General features: G+C 54.6%; 13 protein-coding genes. 8 read left to right on the top strand and 5 right to left on the bottom strand.

The window, feature by feature from the left end:
- The first annotated feature begins 433 nt into the window (after positions 1–433).
- Genes D7M11_RS35615 through D7M11_RS35605 form a run of 3 tightly spaced genes read left to right on the top strand, consistent with a single transcriptional unit; the run spans position 434 to position 2,791 of the window.
- On the top strand, positions 434–1,237 hold the full coding sequence (locus D7M11_RS35615; protein WP_158607019.1) for a phosphotransferase family protein: 804 nt from the start codon (positions 434–436) through the stop codon (positions 1,235–1,237).
- Positions 1,238–1,287: 50 nt separating this feature from the next.
- The gene (locus D7M11_RS35610) at positions 1,288–2,304 is read left to right on the top strand and encodes a S66 family peptidase (RefSeq protein WP_120752018.1); all 1,017 of its coding nucleotides are present in this window, start codon (positions 1,288–1,290) and stop codon (positions 2,302–2,304) included.
- A gap of 34 nt (positions 2,305–2,338) precedes the next feature.
- Positions 2,339–2,791, top strand: coding sequence for an NUDIX domain-containing protein (locus D7M11_RS35605; RefSeq protein WP_158607018.1), 453 nt, complete (start codon positions 2,339–2,341; stop codon positions 2,789–2,791).
- 701 nt (positions 2,792–3,492) lie between these two features.
- Here D7M11_RS35605 and D7M11_RS35590 read toward each other — a convergent pair.
- The 5 genes from D7M11_RS35590 to ant(6) form a co-directional block, all read right to left on the bottom strand.
- Positions 3,493–7,320 (bottom strand): InlB B-repeat-containing protein, encoded by a 3,828-nt coding sequence (locus tag D7M11_RS35590; protein WP_120752014.1) that lies wholly within the window; start codon positions 7,318–7,320, stop codon positions 3,493–3,495.
- A 458-nt stretch (positions 7,321–7,778) separates the two neighbouring features.
- Positions 7,779–8,759: an ABC transporter substrate-binding protein gene (locus tag D7M11_RS35585; protein ID WP_120752013.1), complete on the bottom strand. Its 981-nt coding sequence runs from the start codon at positions 8,757–8,759 to the stop codon at positions 7,779–7,781.
- 147 nt (positions 8,760–8,906) lie between these two features.
- Entirely contained in the window at positions 8,907–9,419 is a 513-nt protein-coding gene (locus D7M11_RS35580) for a helix-turn-helix domain-containing protein (protein WP_120752012.1), read from the bottom strand.
- Between the two features lie 34 nt (positions 9,420–9,453).
- Positions 9,454–10,197, bottom strand: a complete 744-nt coding sequence (locus D7M11_RS35575; protein WP_120752011.1) for an AraC family ligand binding domain-containing protein — start codon at positions 10,195–10,197, stop codon at positions 9,454–9,456.
- A 39-nt stretch (positions 10,198–10,236) separates the two neighbouring features.
- Positions 10,237–11,106, bottom strand: a complete 870-nt coding sequence (gene ant(6) / locus D7M11_RS35570; RefSeq protein ID WP_120752010.1) for an aminoglycoside 6-adenylyltransferase — start codon at positions 11,104–11,106, stop codon at positions 10,237–10,239.
- Between the two features lie 121 nt (positions 11,107–11,227).
- Between ant(6) and D7M11_RS35565 the strand changes: the two genes are divergently transcribed.
- The 5 genes from D7M11_RS35565 (at position 11,228) to cysI (ending at position 18,811) form a co-directional block, all read left to right on the top strand.
- Positions 11,228–11,566 carry an avidin-fold protein gene (locus D7M11_RS35565; protein WP_120752009.1) on the top strand — a complete coding sequence of 113 codons (339 nt, stop codon included), beginning with the start codon at positions 11,228–11,230 and terminating at the stop codon, positions 11,564–11,566.
- 359 nt (positions 11,567–11,925) lie between these two features.
- Positions 11,926–13,404: an arylsulfatase gene (locus D7M11_RS35560; RefSeq protein ID WP_120752008.1), complete on the top strand. Its 1,479-nt coding sequence runs from the start codon at positions 11,926–11,928 to the stop codon at positions 13,402–13,404.
- Positions 13,405–13,455: 51 nt separating this feature from the next.
- On the top strand, positions 13,456–14,871 hold the full coding sequence (locus D7M11_RS35555) for a sulfatase family protein (RefSeq protein ID WP_120752007.1): 1,416 nt from the start codon (positions 13,456–13,458) through the stop codon (positions 14,869–14,871).
- Positions 14,872–15,210: 339 nt separating this feature from the next.
- Positions 15,211–17,049, top strand: a complete 1,839-nt coding sequence (locus D7M11_RS35550) for an assimilatory sulfite reductase (NADPH) flavoprotein subunit (RefSeq protein ID WP_120752021.1) — start codon at positions 15,211–15,213, stop codon at positions 17,047–17,049.
- A 37-nt stretch (positions 17,050–17,086) separates the two neighbouring features.
- The gene (cysI, locus tag D7M11_RS35545; protein WP_120752006.1) at positions 17,087–18,811 is read left to right on the top strand and encodes an assimilatory sulfite reductase (NADPH) hemoprotein subunit; all 1,725 of its coding nucleotides are present in this window, start codon (positions 17,087–17,089) and stop codon (positions 18,809–18,811) included.
- Positions 18,812–19,035 lie beyond the last annotated feature (224 nt).

The raw sequence follows: 19,035 nt of genomic DNA, 5'->3' as shown, positions 1-19,035 counted from the left end.
CCGCAAGCATCGTATCGTTCAACGTAAAACCGATTGGTGGTTGTTTAAGGAGCGCCACTTGGTCGAATGCCTCTTTAATAAACTCAAACACAATCGGCGCTTGGCAACCCGGTACGACAAATTGTCCCGTACCTTTGTTGCCTTTTTAAAGTTGGCTTCTTCCATGGTTTGGTTAGCCTAGTGGTTTGAATACACGCCCTAGCATACCTAATATAAATTTTTTCATAAAACCTCCCGTAGTCTTATACAAATGTCTCTTGCAATTAACTTCAATTATATACCATAAATTGAAAGAGTTAAACGGTAGTTATGGCAGCGAAGAGAGCTGGAAATGAGGTGGAAATAGGAGGATAAAACGAGTTTTTATGGTATTATCTATTTAATTTGAACGAGTATCCATCAAGGAATAGGCGAATAGGTGGAGATGATGCAGATGAACAAGCTAGGTGAGGGCCGCACGGCCGAGGTGTACGAGCTGGAGCCGGGTAAGATTGTAAAGCTGTACCGGAGCGGGTATCCTGCGGAATCCATCCGGTACGAATACGAGGTGAACCGGACGATCGCCGGCTGCGGAGTGGCCGCGCCGAAAGCGTACGAGCTCGTGGATGTTCAGGAGCGGCAAGGGATAACGTTCGAACGGATCGAAGGCACGACTTTGCTGCGTCTTATGGTTCAGCAGCCTGATGCGCTGCATCGGTTGACGGAAAAGTTTGCCGCTCTGCATCACCGGATTCATAGTTGCGATGTGCAGGGAGATCATCCCGCCGTCCTGAAGCAGAAAGAGGTAATCGCCCGACATATACGCGGCGTGGCTCATCTCCCGGACAATGAGAAGGAAACGATCTTGAAGGCGCTGGAGCGGCTGCCGGAGGGGCGCTGTCTGTGCCACGGCGATTATCATCCGGACAATGTGATGATCGGCGAGCTGGACTGGACGATCGACTGGATGAACGGTACGATCGGCAATCGCGCCGGCGATGTGGCACGCACGCTGCTGCTGCTCCGTTTCGGCACGCTGCCGGACGATGCCCCGGATAGTGTGAAGGAGAGGCTTCAGCGGATAAGAGGACCGATGGGCGACCTGTATCTGGAGCATTATGCAGCCTGTTCCGGTTTGCCATACAGCGACATCGACGGCTGGATGCTGCCGGTAACGGCGGCCCGGTTGGCGGAAGGGGTTCCTGAACAAGAGAAAGCGCTTCTGCTGGACTTTATCAGGGAACGGCTACAAGAGTAATAGGATCTTTGGTTACCCTATTTTACTGAACCGATAAGGAGGCACAGAATATGATTCGCTACCCTTGTTTGCAGCCAGGGACGACTGTCGGCGTTACGGCACCTTCTTCGGGGGTGGACGAGAGGCTGCACGATTTGGTCAGGAAGGCGACCGGACGTCTGGAGGAAAAAGGCTACCGGGTTGTATACGGTGAAACCGTATGGACGCAGGAAAAGGCGAAGTCGGCTCCGGCCGCTGTCCGAGCCGCAGAGCTTAACGCCTTTTTGCAGGATAACCGGGTCGGACTGATCTTCCCCCCGTGGGGCGGGGAACTGCTCATCGAGATTGTCGATCGAATCGATTACGCCGCCATGCAGCCGAAGTGGATTCTCGGCTACTCCGATATGAGCGTACTGCTGCTGGCCGTTACGCTGGTAACCGGAATCGCCACGGCGCACGGGGCTAACCTGATCGATGCGAGAGGGGAGTATGCGGACGAAACGACGGCGATGTGGGAGACTGTGCTGGCAACGCCAACAGGGGCTTCCGTCCGCCAGTTTTCGTCCAAGCTGTATCAGAAGGAGTGGAGCCATGAGCATCCTTCGCCGTGCGTGTTCCATCTCACCGAGCCGACGGCTTGGCTGACGGTATCGGTCAACGAGGTACATATACGCGGCCGCCTGCTTGGGGGCTGTATCGATGTGATCCGGCATTTGATAGGGACGCCTTACGGCGACGTGCCCTCATTCCAGCGGCAGTTCATTCACGGGGAGCCGATTATCTGGTACTTGGAAAATTGCGAATTAAACGTTGCGGACCTGCGGCGTTCGCTTGTTCAAATGAAGCTGGCCGGGTGGTTTCGCCATTGCAGCGGCATCTTGTTCGGCCGCAGCGGCGTGAATAAGCCAGTCGAGGGGTACGAGGCGATCGATGTGTACCGGGAGCTGGAGGTGGAACTGGGAGTGCCTGTCGTGTACGACATCGACTGCGGGCATGTTCCGCCGCAGATGACCTTTATCAATGGAGCCGTGGCGGAAGTGCAGGTTGCTACCGGTGAGGCAACCATGGTGCAAGTTTTTAAGCCTTAGCTTGGGTTGAGGAATGGGGGGGGGAGCGAGCAGGATGGAAGTCCATTTTCGACATATCGCGAGAGCGGTCATTGTGCATGAGAATAAAATTCTGATCGCCCGCTTGAAAGGAGCCCATGCGTTTTTGCCCGGCGGCGGCGTCGAGCCGGGGGAAGGGGCGCAGCAGGCGTTACAAAGAGAGCTGTACGAGGAACTTGGCGTCGTTTGCGCGGTCCATAGATTCATGGGCGTTTTGGAAACTCATCGGATCGATGAAAAAGGCGTTTTGCAGCATGAAATCAGTCATCTGTTCGAGGTTAGCTCTGAGCAGCTGACCTCTTTCGCTCATCCGCGTTCGCAGGAGGATCACCTCGATTTTCATTGGATCGACCTGAATACGGACCAGATCAAGCGGCATGATGTGCTGCCCCGAATGATGCAGGAGCATCTCGTCAGACTGGTCGCCGAGCGGGACTGCGTATGGATGTCAACGTTTACGCCGACTTAAGCTGAGGTGGCTTCTTTAATAAATGAGATCAGGGTTTTAGGGATTTTGTGGTATAATTTCCACAAAAGAAATAGGAGGGAAGTGTCCAATGAGACTTGTGAAGAACTTCCTCTTTGTCGTTCTAAATATGGTAGTAGAATTGTGGACTGGTTTTTTCAACAGAACATCCGAATTTTACGATAAATATACAGAAACGAAGACAAGAAAAGGATATGTCATGTTTGTATCTCTTGCTTTCGTTGCAGCAATAGGTATAACAACATGGATGTATAAAAGGGTTTACGGGTAATGCTAACCTTTTTCGGAGATAAGTAGACATCAGCAGTACGGATCTTCAGTCTTATTAAGTAAAAGCTTAGGGGCGTGTTTCAAGTCGATAATAAAAAGAAACTAGGCCTAAGGATCGCATGGATCGTCCCGCAGGTTTTCTTGTCTTTGCTCGATACAGCTTTTTTGATTTTTCTTGTACTGGAGTGGGAAAATCTAGGACCCACAAGGGACTTTTTTTACGGATTGCTTTGGTTGCTTCTGACTGCAGTCATTATTTACGGTTTTATCAAAATTGGATCATGGATCAAGGAAGGCAAGATGTGAATGGGCGAGTGTTGCAGCAAGCACGCTGACTGCCAATGGTTGATATCTCAAAGAAGAGCTGCCCCAAAAGCAGTTCAGCCTGCTTGGGACAGCTCTTCCGAAAAAAATTACGGATTAATCAATTTGGCAGCCTGCAGGAAGCGGCGTACAAGGGCGGCCGCTTCTGCACGAGTCAGAGTAGCGTCAAGATCAAGCTTGTCACTCCGACCGTTCACAATGTGAAGGCTGATGGCAGCGGCGACATTCGTCCGAGCCCAGCTCGCTACATCACGGCCATCCGTAAACGCGGACAACATGTGAGTAACCTCCGCCGTGCTCAATTCCGCTTTCAGACCCGCTATCCCCATCGCACGAGCCAGCACTGCCGTAGCTTCTTGTCGGCTAATCTTTTGAAGCGGGCGGAACGAGCCGTCCTCATATCCGTCGATCAGCTTGTAGTTAACTGCAGCCTGGACAGCTCCAGCGTACCAATTGTTTGCACCGACATCGGTAAAGGAAGCTACATACGGCGCGTCTTGAATGCCAAGCCCGCGTGTGACGATAGCCGCAAACTCCGCTCTCGTAAGTTGTGCGTCAGGATGGAATTCCGTTTCCGTTACACCTTGAACGATAAGGCGCGAACTCAGGTCATTCACATCGGCTTTCGCCCAGTGGCCCTTTACGTCTTCCATCTCGCGAGGGCTGTAAATGACGGAATAGGTACTATTGGTCAAGCTGTTAATGAGCGCGTACATTTTACCGTCTTGTTGTACAAGGACTGTCGGCATGTGGAATAGTTCGCCGTTCGCCGTCAGTACGACGCCTGTCGTTATTTGTTCCGCATTAATCCCTTCCGGCAGAGAAATCATCCGTCCCACATAGCTGTTGAATTGGTTTGCTTGTACGGTTTGAGAACCGTAGGAAACGGAAATTTCAAAGTCTACCGGCGGCACGACGAGCTCAAACTGATTGCGCTGCGCAGCCGCTTGCATCTGCGCCGTTTTTTCGCCGGATGTTTCGGAGATTTGAATACGAACCGTTAGGTCCTCCAGCTTCACATTAGCTCCAACCTGCGCGGAAATGCCGTCGATATGGATGAATGCCGCAGGCAGCGTGTAAACCGCTCTTTCGGTAACGATCCGGATCTGGGCATCTTTCGATTCGAGCGCCTTGACCAAACTTCCGGTCAACTGGCCGACCACGACCTGGCTATCCCCGCTTACCGGAATGGTCAACAGCTTGCTGTTGTCCTGTTCCAACTTGTCGACCACTTTTCGGCTGTCCAGAACAATCGTAACGACGGCACGTCCGTCCACCTTATCCTGCTGAACGGTTGCCAGTTGATCCTGCTTCACGCCGTCCAGAAAAATTTCAACTCCCGTATGGGGTTGCTGCGCTCCCGGTGAGCCTATCTCCGGGGAACCGGACGAACCAGGCGAACCAGAGGAGCCGTCCGAGGCAGAATACACCGTTACGGTTGCTTGAGCTTGCTTTCCTGCGAATTCAGCGGTAATAACGGCTTGTCCGTCCTCGCGTGCAGTCACCAGACCTGTGCCGTCCACCGTAGCGACTGCCGTATTGCTCGAAGAGTACGAAACACCCGAGGAAAGCGTAGACCTGTTTTGATCGGAATATACCGCAGTAACCACTGTTTGATGTGTAGTGCCGTTTTCCAGCTCATAGCCGGCGCTGTCCAGAACAAGATCTGTCAATGTTACAGGCGGCTTAAAGTAAGCCGTATAGGTAATATCGCCGGTTACAAGAGTAGAAGCCAGCTCAGCGTCGGTAAACAGTGTCGCTCCTCCGTCGCTGCTCCATCCGAGGAAAACATAACCCGAATCGGGTGTTGCCGCTGGCACGGAAGCAGGGTAGCTTCCGCCGTAAACCGTTTCGCTGCCCGGTCCGCTCAGGCTTCCGCCTGCTGCAGCCTGATAGATGACCGTATAAGAAGGAAGCGGCTTCCAGACCGCGTACAAAGTCACGCTCTGGGTCATGTTGATCGAATCGCCCGGAGCGTATCTCGTGCCGGATGCATCGGCAGCCGTGTTCCAGCCGTCGAAGGTGTAGCCTGTTTTTGTCAAATGATTGCTGTTTGCGGATACGGCAGCCGTCTGGCCCTGCATATACTCATTCGCATCAACCGGAACGTTGCCCCCGGTATGGCCGTTGCCGTTGTAAGAAACTGTCGCCAGCGGCGACCAGATGGCGTACAAAGTGACGTTTTGGGTCATGCTGATCGTATCGCCCGGAGCGTACCTTGTGCCGGATGCATCGGCAGCCGTGTTCCAGCCGGCGAAGTTGTATCCTGTCTTCGACAAATTGTTGCTGTTCCCGGATACGGTAGCCGATTCGCCGCTTCTGTAGGCATGGGTATCAACCGGGACGTTTCCGCCTGTGTTGCCGTTGCCGTTATAAGAGATGGTCGTCACGGGCGACCAAATTGCGTACAGGATCACGTTTTGCGTAACGGTCATCGAAGTGCTCGGAGCGTAAGTGGCTCCTGTAACGTCAGTCGTCGTATTCCAGCCGTCGAACACGTAACCTGTTTTCACCAGATTACCCGTATTGCCGGATACGGTGGCCGTCTGGCCTTGTTTGTAATCGGCAGCGTCAACCGGGATGGTTCCTCCCGTTTGGCCGTTGCCGTTATAGGTGACTTTCACCAGCGGCGTCCAGACGGCATACAGCATTATGTTTTGCGTCATGTTGATCGAAGCGCCTGGAGCGTAAGTGGCTCCCGTAACGTCCGCCCTCGTATTCCAACCATCGAACACATAGCCTGTTTTCACCAGATTGCCCGTATTGCCGGCCACGGTTGCCGTTACGTTTGGCTTGTAGCTGGTGGTGTCGACCGGAGCAAATCCTCCTGTTTGGCTGTTACCGTTATAGGTGACGGTCGCCATTAGCCTATCTATGTTGCCGTAAGAGAAATTTGTACCGTACAAATAACCGGAGCTGTCCGCGGCTATGTCTATATAGATGGAGGCTCTGGGCGTAGTCTCTATATCCGCCCAATCGGTCGAGCTGCCGTTATATCTCAGCTTCTTGACATTCCCGTTCTGGTAACCAATCACGTACAAATTATCGAATTTGTCAACAGTGATGCCTTGAGGAATGAACGAAACTGAACCTCTCGTACTTGGAGGAGAAATATTCGTCCAAGCGGAAGACCCAACCGGCAGCTTGTAGATTTTTCCGCTATTCGCATTGGGCAAATCGTTGACGAACACATTTCCTCCGCCATCAACCGCGATATCGATAGGAGACACGAACTGCGACGGATTTCCTGTAAGCTCTACCCATGCAGTATCATTTTTAGGCAGCTTGAAAATACGCGGCGTCGCATTTTGATCGAATGTATAATTGCTGTCCACCACATATAGATTGCCTCGCTGATCTACCGCTACGCCAAGCGCTCGCCCCATCACTTGGCCGTGTGTGATGTTTACCCACGAACTGGTCCCGTGAGGCAGCATTAATATTCTGGCAATGTTGGCGCCCTGCCCCGGCAAACTATTATCGGCCACGTACACGTTTCCGTCCTTGTCAACCGCGATGCCCGTCGGATTTTTAAACGTTTCATTGTAAGTGATAGGGGTGACCGTTTGACCGTCATCCGATATTTTCTCGACTTTACCGGGGGAAGGGATCGGGAAGGAGGTGCTAACCTTCGTTACATAGACATGATCGGCGTCGTCCATGTCCAGCATATACGGAATAAAAAGGTTCGTTCCCGGAAATGAACCCGGTATCGACCCGGGGGAGGTGTAGTTCACCCAGCTCAGAGGCCCCGTATAAGCCGGCGTTGCCTCAGGAAGCGGGGTATAGGGCATCGGTTCCGCATAAGCGGTTCTGCCACCTCCGGTAAAAGGAATAAGCGATGCGATTACTAGTAAAAAGGTCATCAAAACGGCAATTGCTCTAGTCTTCGCCAAGTTGTGTCCAATCATTGACATTTCTTCTCTCCTTGTACTCGATAAATGAATGGCATGTCGATTTTTGCAATATGTACATGCTTCTTGTTGCTTTCATCCTCCATTCTGACTATCTGGATTTTGAGGCTCGTAAAAACTCGGGACTTAAGCATTATCATAGCAATGATTATTTTAAATGAGTAGTAAAATAACTTTAAATATAATTAAAAACGGATCGGTCTACTACTTGATAAAAGAGATTGCGGTATTGAAGGCCGAGTTCGTCGGAATAGTCGTACAAGGGGAGGGGAGGGGGAAAATCCACTGTGGTGTTCGGAGATGCAACGTGCAGAAGGAGAAACGGTATGGAAAGCAAGATAGCAATAGCCTGTTCGAGGTCCCGGACATTCCGGAGGGGGCAAACTTGTAAATTTCATATTTATTCTCGGATTTAAGCTGCGGGAGATTCCGGCCGCCCGCGGCTTTATCCAATCCGAATGCTATTTCACAACCGACTTCACTACGTCGTCGATTTTTTTGCCGTTAGCAATGGCGCCGCTGGCCATCCAGTACGTGTTGTCCACTTCGAAGATGTGACCTTGCTTGAAAGCGGGAAGTCCTTTCCACAGGGCGGACTCGGTAAGCTCCTTCGCCGTGTCGCGCGCGGCTTCTCCTTGTACGAGCAAGAAAATATAGTCCGCATCAAGCTGCGGGAGCATCTCCAGCGAGATGGGTTTGTTTAGCTCCCAGGACAGCTCGCGTACCATTTTATGGGGCTGAAGGCCAAGATCGCTGTACAGCACCGGGCCGCTGTAATACGTTCCGTCCATTAGCAGAAATTCCTTCGGTTTGACGCGGATGACGGCGAATGTTTTGTTTTTGACGAACGGTTCTAGCTTTTCCTTCGCCGACTTCACTTTGTTATCGTAGGTCTGGATCGCCTTCTCGGCGGCGTCCGCTTTGTTCAGCGCATCTCCGAGCAGGCGCAGCGTCTGTTTCCAGTCGACGGTAGCGTCATCGAACACATAGGTCGGCGCGATTTTCTTGAATTTAGCCAAGGCGTCGTTCTCCGCCAGTCGCTTCGTATAAAGCACGATCAGATCGGGATTCGCGTTTACGAGCTGCTCCATATTAACGCCCCCGGTAAAGTCGAGCTTCGGCACATCTTTCAGATCGGTCTGCAAATAATCCTGCACCATGCTGCCGAGCGACCACTGCAGCACCGGCTTGACGCCGAGCGCGACAAGCGCGTCCTCGACATACGGCGCGACGATGCGCTTGGGATTCGCAGGCACCTCCACTTCGCCCATAACGTCAACCAGCTTCCGGGTTTGCGCCGGCGTGGATGTTTCCGGCTTCGCCTTGCCCGCGTCCGCTCCGGATGCCGTATTCGCCGTCCCGTTATTGGCCCCGCAAGCCGCAACAAACAGCAAGGCGACGCCTGCCGCCACCGCTCGCAAAACTCGTGTAGTCTTCCTCATGATGATGACCCTCCTTTATGATATTGATTCTCATTATCATATAGAATTGTATCACAGAGGACGCCACTGCTCCATCGGTTGTTGTGCGAAGATGACAGGGGGGATTGTGCGATTTTTTGAAACAAGTTCCGAATCTAAGCCTTCACCTTAAAACGTAATATGGTCATGGCTCCATTCTTCATTGGAGCGAAACTGATGCGGGGTGACGCCCAGGATGCCGCGAAATACCCGGCAAAAATAACTGCTGCTCGCATACCCGATCCGCGAAGCGATCTGTTCCACCGACAATTGCGTCGTCCGCAGCAGATGAACCGCCTGATCCATCCTGATTTTGGTTAAATACTGAACGGTGGTCAGCCCCGTATAATGGCGGAACGTCCGCAGAAAATGATACTTGGACATACGGGACATGGCCGCGATCTGCTCGAGCCCTTCCGCTTGCGCGTAGTTATCGTGCATGTACATAACAGCTGTAACGATGGCAGGAGGCCATCCTTCCGTATTGGGGCGGAACGTCAAGAAGTGACGGCAGCATTCCATCAAAAACCGGTAGCCCATCTCGGAAGCGCGGTAGCCGTCCCGAATTTGAAACTGGCTTGCCTGGCGATGAATTTCGAGCAAGGTGCGGATCGGCGCGCTGTCGATATCCAGCGTCAGCACTTGCCCGAACTGGGATGTGATGCGCTGCCAGCATTCATCGACATAGGGGCCGTACAGATTGATAAAAAGAAACGCTGGCTTTGCGCATCCGGATGCTCTCGAGCATGGCGGTGGGACTTTGGCCGGTCGTTTCCTTGAATTTGTGGGAAAAATGCCACGAGCTTATGCCCGCGATCACGGCAAGCTGCTCCCGGCTGATCGGGTCGCGGTAAAACTCGTTCATGTAGGCGACGGCTTTGTCGATCGCCTCCGAAGCGTCAAGCCGTCCCCGGTCGTGAACCGGCTCGCATATGGCCGCAAGCACTTGATGAAACAGGCGATACGTCTGATGGATCCCGGGCCGTGTACGGTCCGAGGAGCGGCGGCATAACGGTTCGACTGCGACGAGCGCCCCGGCATAAAGCGGCTCCGGCAGCCGTCCGGTGTACGGAAAGCCGGCAGCATCGCTTTCTTTGGCGAAAAGAACCGTCTTGTCGGTTTGACCGTTTTCCCGGAGCGCCTGAAATTGGAGAAGGTACAGGCCAAGCGGCGATTGCCCGCTAGAGGCCATCTCAACCAGCGTGGAGGGGGGAAGCAAATAAAGCTGCCCCCGAGTCAGTGAAAACCGCCGCCCGTCCGCCACAAGCTCTCCCTCGCCGGCTTCCACGACCAGCAGCATATAAGCTTCGGCGAACTGACGAGGCATGTTCCACTGGGGCTGTCCGCTTATGTATTCCGTATGGGTCAGCCGGAACAGCAACAGCAGGTCCGGCTCCTGAACGTTTTTGCCGCTTGTCATCGCTTGCTCCTCCCTTGTTGCACGTAGCGGTTAAGTTAATTACGATCTCTGCTCCAAGCCGTAGTTCTGATAAATGCGATCCGTATAGCCGGAGATGGCTCTATCGTAATCCGGATACGTATACCCGAACGCTTCGGCTACTTTCCCCGAATAGGCGCGGAACAGCTCGTAACAGGTAAACAACGACTTCCATATGGAGGGATAACCCGTTCCGTCGAAGGTCGATACCAATTGCCCCCAACTGTCCGCTGGAAGATAGCGGTCTATAAATTTATAATGTTTCCCTACGCTAAACGTATAACCGCGCTCCGATCCGATGTGCCATGACATCATTCGTAACAGATTCGGCCGGATAATTTCGTTCAGATGGTCGGCGGCGAACAAAAGTTCTTTTCGGGCTAGTCCCTTCACTACATAAGTGGACGCCATCCAAAATTCGTTGCAGCAATCGTCGAATTCGCCTGCGGTAGGCTGCTTGACCCAATACTGGCGATCGGTTGCAATTACTTCCCGATCTACAATGCCGTCTTTATCGAGTAGAACCTCCACTAAGCCGTCGCTGTTGTTCAAATAATCTTCTACTTCGTTTAGCGGAATTAAAGTAAGGTCCAGCTTATTGCCATCCTCGAAAAGAATGAGGTATGAAAACCAGTTGCCCAGCTCGGGCGGGAAGAGCTCCATAGCTTCCGGCTTTTGCACCATAGCCCGGCTTCCGAATATCGACAGCCACTCATCGTCACGCTTGAACGACTCCTGATCGGTAACAAAATAGGAGATATCGTAATCTTGAAAGCAGTCGGCTGCTATATTCGGGTTCGTGCGGGAGCCTTCCAGCGTAACCAAGCGGATTCGGCTATCTTTCTCGGCAAAGCCGATAAGCATCTCCATCATTTCTTGTTCGTTTCGCAAGGCCAGTCCTCCCTTTTCAAAAGTATCGGTCGTTATATACAGAATAGAGGATTGCAGACTCATATATAAAGGAAAATATTTTTCGGCGACGAATGTATGTGACAGAAGCGGAGGGAATGAGATGAATTACAACTTTGATAATAAAGTGTTTCGAGTCGTCCGAAACGACGGCCCCGATGCCGAGGTTAACGAAGAAACCGTATTTTACTTCAAACAAACAGGCAATATTGTCCACGCCGATTATACGGGCGGCCGAGTAAAGCTGGGCAAATTTATCGGCATCTTGACCGGAAATGAGATTTCGTTCAAGTATCATCAAGTAAATCTGAACGACGAGTTACACTCCGGACATAGCCGGGATCTAATCGAAATCACGGACTGTGGCAAGCTGCGGCTCATCGACGAATGGGAATGGGAGACGAAGCAGGGAACCGGATATTGCGTCATGGAAGAAGTATAGGAACAGCGCCGATCTTGTATTACAATAGGGGGAGCGGCCGGGCGAGCCTAAGCCCGGTCAGAATCAGACAAGCCGTCTGACCGCAGGCTCTGCGGAAGGTCGAATCGGACTTCTCCAGGGCAATTGCTTACGGATTCCGGGTGGCGGCAAAAGGGAACGGAGGAGGACCCATGCATCTGGAACAGCGAAGCGGTCGCCTTTACAAGCGGATTCCAACCTTAAATCGTTCCATCAAGGAATCCGATTGTAAGAGCGAGTGGAAGATCATGGGTCCTCCGGAGTGTCTTTTCCACTGCCTTCTGTAAGCAATTGACCTGTGTACTCATACACCCTACTACATGACAGGAAGTGCCACCCTAATGAAGAAACCGAATCTGCTGCTAATCACCGTCGATCAGATGCGCTGGGATTGCTTGAGCGCACTTGGCCATCCGATTGTGGAAACGCCGAATCTGGATGCGCTTGTGACCAAAGGCGTCACGTTCGAAAACGCTTACTCGGCGACGCCGACCTGCATTCCGGCACGCGCCGCGATCATGACCGGTTTGAGCCAGCGCTCGCACGGCCGGGTCGGCTACCGCGACAGGGTGCGGTGGAACTACCCGCATACGATAGCGGGAGAACTGGCGAAGGCGGGCTACCATACGCAATGCGTCGGCAAAATGCATGTGTATCCGGCGCGCAATTTGTGCGGCTTTCACAATGTCGTGCTGCATGACGGCTATTTGCATCATAACCGGCGCATGGACGATATTTCCGCGGGCGAACATTTCGATCATGTCGACGATTATTTGAACTGGGCGCGGCGCACGGCCGGGGCATCGTTCGATCTCATCGATAACGGACTGGACTGCAACGCCTCCACAGTGGCCCGGCCGTGGAGCCAGCCCGAGCATTTGCACCCGACCAATTGGTGCGTATCCGAATCGATCGACTTTTTGCGCCGGAGAGACCCGGACAAGCCGTTTTTTTTGTGGACGTCTTTCGTCCGTCCGCACTCGCCGCTCGATCCGCCGAAGCCGTATTTGGACATGTACAGCGAACTCAATTTTCCCGAGCCGCCTGTCGGAGACTGGGTGGACGAGGAGGCTGCCGCCCAGGGCGGACTGGAGCCGACCACGTCGTTCGGACATGTGCCGAAGCGGCGGCTGAATCAGGCGAGAGCGGCGTATTACGCCTTAATCTCGCATATCGACGACCAGATCGGCCGGCTGCTGATCGCACTTCAAGAGTACGGCGTGCTGAACGATACGCTGATCGTTTTCACGTCCGACCACGGCGAACTGATGGGCGACCATCATTATTTCCGCAAGGCGCTTCCTTATGAAGGGAGCGCGAAGGTGCCTTTTATCGCGTTCGACCCCGGCGGACGGTTCGGCTTCCGGAGGGGCTCCCGAGTGGAGCGGGTGATCGAGCTGCGCGACATTATGCCGACGCTCTTGGATGCGGCCGGGGCGCCGATTCCGGAGACAGTCGAGGGCGAGAGCCTGCTGCCGCTTTGCAAGGGCGAGAGCCCCGAGTGGAGGGCGTACGTGCACGGCGAGCATGCGTACGGCAAGTTGTCCCATCATTTTGCGACGGATGGCCGCGAGAAGTACATCTGGTTTTCGCAGACGGGGGAAGAGCAGTTTTTCGATCTTGGCTCCGATCCGGGGGAGCGGTTCAACCGGATCGCCGATCCGGCCTGCTTGCCGCGCATTAGCGAGTGGCGGGAGCGGGTCATCCGGGAGCTGGATGGACGTGAGGAAGGCTATGTCGAGAACGGCACGCTTATCGTCGGCCGGACGCCGAAGGCGTGTCTCGATCATTTGCTGCAATCGTCCGCGGCAGACAGCTAGCTTGTTAGCTTTAACGAAATAACGTATCCACGACTGGAGGCGAAAACGATCATGAATCCATCGGCCAAGCCGAACATCGTTTTTATTATGACCGACGATCAAGGACCGTGGGCGCTCGGCTGCGCGGGCAATAAGGAGATCCAGACGCCGAATTTGGACCGGCTCGCCGCCGAGGGAGTTCGTCTCGATAACTTTTTCTGCGCTTCGCCGGTCTGCTCGCCTGCGCGGGCATCGCTGCTGACGGGACGCATTCCTTCCCAGCACGGCATCCATGACTGGATCGAGAAGGGCAATGCCGCAGACGGGGCGATCGAATATTTGCAGGACCAGCTTGCGTATACGGAGCTGCTGGCGCAAAACGGCTACGTATGCGGGCTCAGCGGGAAGTGGCATCTCGGCGACAGCATGAAGCCGCAGAAAGGGTTCACGCACTGGTACGCCCATGAGTCGGGGGGCGGCCCCTACTACAACGCGCCGATGATCCGGGACGGGGCGCTCGTGCGCGAGAAGGATTACATTACGGACGTCATTACGGACGATGCGCTGGAATTTATCGACCGGCAAGCGGAAAGCCCGCAGCCGTTTTATTTAAGCGTACATTATACGGCGCCGCATTCCCCGTGGATCGGCAACCATCCTCAAGCTTATCTGGACCTGTACGAAGACTGCGCCTTCGAGTCGTGCCCGCAGGAGCCTCATCATCCGTGGAGCTACAAAACGCAAAACGAGCCGCCGGAGAAGGTCAGGCAAAAGCTGATCGGTTATTTCGCCGCCGTAACGGCGATGGACTATAATGTAGGCCGCATTATGGAACGGATCGACAAGCTTGGACTGCGAGAACATACACTCATCTGCTTCCTCAGCGACAACGGCTTCAACTGCGGGCATCACGGCATCTGGGGCAAAGGAAACGGCACATTCCCGCAAAATATGTATGACAGCTCAGTGAAGGTGCCGGCGATTTTCAGCCAGCCGGGCACGATCCCGCAAGGCGCCGTAAGCGAAGCGCTCGTCAGCGGCTACGACTGGATGCCGACGCTGCTCGAATATGTCGGCATCGGCAATCCGGAGGCGGAGCGGCTGCCGGGCAGAAGCTTCCTTGGCAGCTTGCGGGGAAGCGATACGGACGAGCGGGATAACGTCGTCGTATTCGACGAATACGGGCCGGTTCGGATGATCCGCAGCCGGGAGTGGAAGTATGTGCACCGCTACCCGTATGGCCCGCACGAACTGTACGATTTGACCGGCGATCCCGGCGAGCGGCACAACCTCACGGATGCGGAAGATTACCGCGGACAGCTTGAAGCCATGAAGGCGCGGCTGGACGAATGGTTCGTGCGTTACGCCGATCCGGCCGTCGACGGCTCCCGCGAGCCGGTGACCGGCTCCGGGCAGATGAATTTGGCCGGTCCGGCGGGCCGGGGCGCCCGCGCCTTTTCCGACACGTACTTGAAAAATTTGCGCTGACCTTTGGAGTGAGTCTCCCTTGTCCGGCCGAGTCCGATTACAAGCGGACGATAACGAAAGCGGCGTTAGCACCCCTGGCGTAGCGATCCGTCAGGGGTTTTTAGTCGTTTTTTCGGATTATTCGTCGATTTATCAGATTTACTGATAAATCCTATAAGACAATTCTAATTGACCGGCGGGTGCGGAAGTGTTAGGGTTCAAAGGTGAGGATTAATTAGATAAGATTACTTGGAATTAAAATGGGCAAGCGGTCTATCCGGATTGAACATAGGAGAGCCGCCGATGCCGCTGGAACCCGCAACTATGCTACACATTTTGCATGTTTATGAGGTGGATATGGTGGAACTTCGAGTTACAAACAGCCCCTTCAATCAGGAGCAGGCCGATTTGCTGAACCGGCTGCTGCCTACGCTGACGGAAGGGCAGCGCAGCTGGCTGAGCGGGTATCTTACCGCACTCGCCCTGCAAGGAGCGGCGGCCGGGGCGCCGGTAGGCTCGGTACCGATTGCCGCGGTTCCGACAGCAGCCGAGACGGCGGCTTCGAAGGAAGTGACCGTGCTCTTCGGATCGCAAACGGGCAACTGTCACGGGCTGGCGAAGAAAACGAGCAAGAAGCTGGAGGAGCGGGGGTTCCAGGTTACGCTGTCGTCGATGAACGACTTCAAACCGAACAGCTTAAAAAAGGTCAAAAATTTGCTTATTCTGGTCAGCACTCACGGCGAAGGAGACGCGCCGGATAACGCTGTTTCCTTTTATGAGTTTTTGCATAGCAAGAGAGCGCCTGAGCTTGCCGATTTGCGCTTTGCGGTTCTTGCGCTCGGCGATACGTCGTACGAATTTTTTTGCCAGACCGGCAAAGATTTCGACAAACGGCTGGAGGAGCTTGGCGCCAAACGGCTCATCCCGCGCGTCGATTGCGACGTCGATTTCGGCGAGCTTGCGGCGGACTGGATGAACCGGGTCACGGAAACGCTCGGCGAGTCCAAATCCGGAGGCGCTTCCTCCGCGGCGGCGGGGCTGCCTGCGCAAACCGGTACCGATACGGAATCGGACTATTCGCGGTCGAACCCGTTCCGGGCCGAGGTGCTCGAAAACTTGAACCTGAACGGACGCGGTTCGGACCGCGAAACCCGCCATCTGGAGCTGTCTTTGGAAGGGTCGAATCTGCAGTATGAGCCGGGGGATAGCTTGGGCGTATACCCGGAGAACGATCCGCGTCTCGTAGACGAGCTGATCGAGGCGGTGGGGTGGAATGCGGAGGAGACGGTGCCTTCTCCGAAGGCGAGCGAGACGGTGACACTGCGCGAAGCGCTGCTCCGCCATTACGAGATTACGGTGCTGACGAAGCCGCTGCTGGTCAAGGCGCAGGAGCTGACGTCCAGCGCGGGCATCGGAGAATTGCTCGCTTCGGGGCGGGAATCCGAGCTGCGGGCCTATATCGCAGGCCGCGATACGCTGGATCTGGTACAGGACTACTCGCTGAAAGGTTTGTCCGCATCCGACTTCGTATCGATGCTGCGCAAAATTCCGCCGCGGCTGTACTCGATTGCGAGCAGCTCGAAAGCGTCGCCGGACGAAGTGCATGTTACAGTCCGCGCCGTCCGCTACGAGTCGAACGGGCGGAACCGCTACGGCGTCTGCTCCGTTCATCTTGCGGAGCGCGCAGAGACGGGCGACACGCTGCCCGTGTTCATCCAGCATAACCCGAACTTTAAGCTGCCCGAAAGCCCGGACACGCCGATCATTATGATCGGGCCGGGAACCGGCGTCGCCCCGTACCGGGCGTTTCTCGCCGAACGGGAAGAGACGGGTGCGGAAGGAAAAACGTGGCTGTTCTACGGCGATCAGCATTTCGCAACGGATTTCCTGTACCAGATCGAATGGCAGCGTCTGCTGAAAGACGGCGTGCTGACGCGGATGGATGTCGCTTTCTCCCGCGACACCGACAAGAAAGTGTATGTGCAGCACCGGATGCTGGAGAAGAGCCGGGAGCTGTATGCATGGCTCCAAGAGGGAGCAGTCGTCTACGTCTGCGGAGACGAGAAAAAGATGGCGCATGACGTTCATGCGGCGCTGGCGACGATTCTTGAGCAAGAGGGGAACTTAAGCCCTGAGGAAGCCGAACAATATTTGATTCGCATGCAGCAGCAAAAACGCTACCAGCGGGACGTTTATTAAATAAACGTCCGGCGAGCGCCGAAAGGAGAAGGAGCGCATGTCCGACAACAATTTGCTTTCGCCAAACAGTGCGCCGCACAGCGAAGTCGAGCATATTAAGAAAAGCAGTAATTACTTGCGGGGCAGCCTGGTCGAGACGCTTCAAGACGTCATCACCGGATCGATCCCCGAGGACGATAACCGCTTGATGAAGTTTCACGGCAGCTATATGCAGGACGACCGCGATTTGCGCAACGAGCGCAATAAGCAGAAGCTCGAGCCCGCGTACCAATTCATGCTGCGTGTCCGCGCGGCAGGCGGTGTCGTAACGCCCGAGCAGTGGCTCGTGCTGGACGAACTGGCTCAGAAATATGCGGGGGACACGATTCGGCTTACAACACGCCAATCGTTTCAGCTGCACGGCATTATCAAGTGGAACCTGAAGAAGACGATCCAGGAAGTCAACGAAGCGCTGCTGAGCACGCTGGCCGCCTGCGGCGACGTGAACCGCAATGTCATGTGCAATCCGAATCCGTACCAGTCGGAAGCCCATGCGGAAGTTTACGAATGGGCCCGGCAAATTAGCGAGCATCTGAACCCGAGGACGAAAGCCTACTACGAAATATGGCTCGACGGCGAGAAGGTGCTGGATAGCCAGGAGAGCGAGATCGAGCAAGAGCCGATTTACGGGCCTGTTTACTTGCCGCGCAAGTTCAAGATCGGCGTGGCGATTCCGCCGTCGAACGATGTGGACGTATTTTCGCAGGACCTCGGCTTTATCGCCATTCTCGAGGACGGCCATCTGAAAGGCTTTAACGTAACGGTTGGCGGCGGTATGGGCATGTCGCACGGCGATCCGCTTACGTACCCGCAGGTTGCCCAGGTGATCGGATTTTGCAAACCGGAGCAGGCTGTCGACTTGGCGGAGAAAACCGTTACGATCCAGCGGGATTACGGCGATCGCGCGGTGCGCAAGCATGCGCGGTTCAAATATACGATCGACGATCGCGGCATCGACTGGTTCATCGGCGAGCTGCACGACCGGTTGGGATGGAAGCTGGAGGAAGCGCGGCCGTATCATTTCGACCATAACGGAGACCGGTACGGCTGGGTAAAAGGGCCGGGCGGCAAATGGCACTTGACCTTGTTCATCCAGAACGGGCGGATCAAGGACGACGGCGATTACCGGCTCATGACCGGCCTGCGGGAAATTGCCAAGGTGCATACGGGCGACTTCCGTCTGACCGGCAACCAGAACCTCATTATCGGCAACGTCTCGACTCAGAAAAAGAAGAAGATCGAGGAGATGGCGCGGCAGTACGGTCTTACCGACGGAAGCCAGCATACGGCGCTGCGCCGCAATTCGATGGCGTGCGTCGCGCTGCCGACGTGCGGGCTGGCGATGGCCGAATCGGAGCGTTACTTGCCGACGCTGATCGACCACATCGAGCCAATGATTCAGGAAGCGGGTCTGCAGGACGAGGACATCGTCATTCGCATGACCGGCTGCCCGAACGGCTGCGCGCGTCCGATGCTGGCCGAGCTCGCGTTTATCGGCAAAGCGCCGGGCAAATACAATATGTATTTGGGCGGCGGCTTTACCGGCAACCGGCTCAACAAGCTGTATAAGGAAAATATCGGGGAAGAGGAAATACTCAGTTCCTTGGGGCCGATTATTTCTCGCTATGCGAAGGAACGGACGCCAGGCGAGCATTTCGGCGATTTTACGATCCGCGCCGGTTATGTGAAGGAAGTACGCTGCGGACAGGAATTCCATTCCTGACGAACAGAGCAAGACAGGCAGACTGCGGAGCGATCCTGCGGTCTGCCTGTTTTTTTGCGGTGTCATTCGCGAGTTTGCTGGAGATAAGAGTCTTTCGAGCCACTAGCGTTGCAAAGACTCTATCACACTATGTCAGGTCGTGCTGAATTGAGGAAAAATTCATTTCATTACTTTATTTTACATTAACTTTTTCCGGGAATCCGCCAAAAAGGACAACTCCAACA

Origin of the sequence: Paenibacillus ginsengarvi (genome assembly GCF_003626695.1) — a bacterium.
Classification (GTDB): domain Bacteria; phylum Bacillota; class Bacilli; order Paenibacillales; family NBRC-103111; genus Paenibacillus_AB; species Paenibacillus_AB ginsengarvi.
The sequence above is the reverse complement of the archived record's forward strand: the minus strand, read 5'-3'. Positions and strand labels throughout refer to the sequence as shown.

Bases quoted from the DNA above. Each gene is read 5' to 3' on its own strand.
- D7M11_RS35575 (WP_120752011.1), bottom strand. From the start codon at position 10,197: ATGACAAGCGGCAAAAACGTTCAGGAGCCGGACCTGCTGTTGCTGTTC.
- D7M11_RS35555 (WP_120752007.1), top strand. From the start codon at position 13,456: ATGAATCCATCGGCCAAGCCGAACATCGTTTTTATTATGACCGACGAT.
- D7M11_RS35590 (WP_120752014.1), bottom strand. From the start codon at position 7,320: ATGTCAATGATTGGACACAACTTGGCGAAGACTAGAGCAATTGCCGTT.
- D7M11_RS35560 (WP_120752008.1), top strand. From the start codon at position 11,926: ATGAAGAAACCGAATCTGCTGCTAATCACCGTCGATCAGATGCGCTGG.
- D7M11_RS35605 (WP_158607018.1), top strand. From the start codon at position 2,339: ATGGAAGTCCATTTTCGACATATCGCGAGAGCGGTCATTGTGCATGAG.
- D7M11_RS35585 (WP_120752013.1), bottom strand. From the start codon at position 8,759: ATGAGGAAGACTACACGAGTTTTGCGAGCGGTGGCGGCAGGCGTCGCC.
- cysI (WP_120752006.1), top strand. From the start codon at position 17,087: ATGTCCGACAACAATTTGCTTTCGCCAAACAGTGCGCCGCACAGCGAA.
- D7M11_RS35565 (WP_120752009.1), top strand. From the start codon at position 11,228: ATGAATTACAACTTTGATAATAAAGTGTTTCGAGTCGTCCGAAACGAC.
- D7M11_RS35610 (WP_120752018.1), top strand. From the start codon at position 1,288: ATGATTCGCTACCCTTGTTTGCAGCCAGGGACGACTGTCGGCGTTACG.
- D7M11_RS35615 (WP_158607019.1), top strand. From the start codon at position 434: ATGAACAAGCTAGGTGAGGGCCGCACGGCCGAGGTGTACGAGCTGGAG.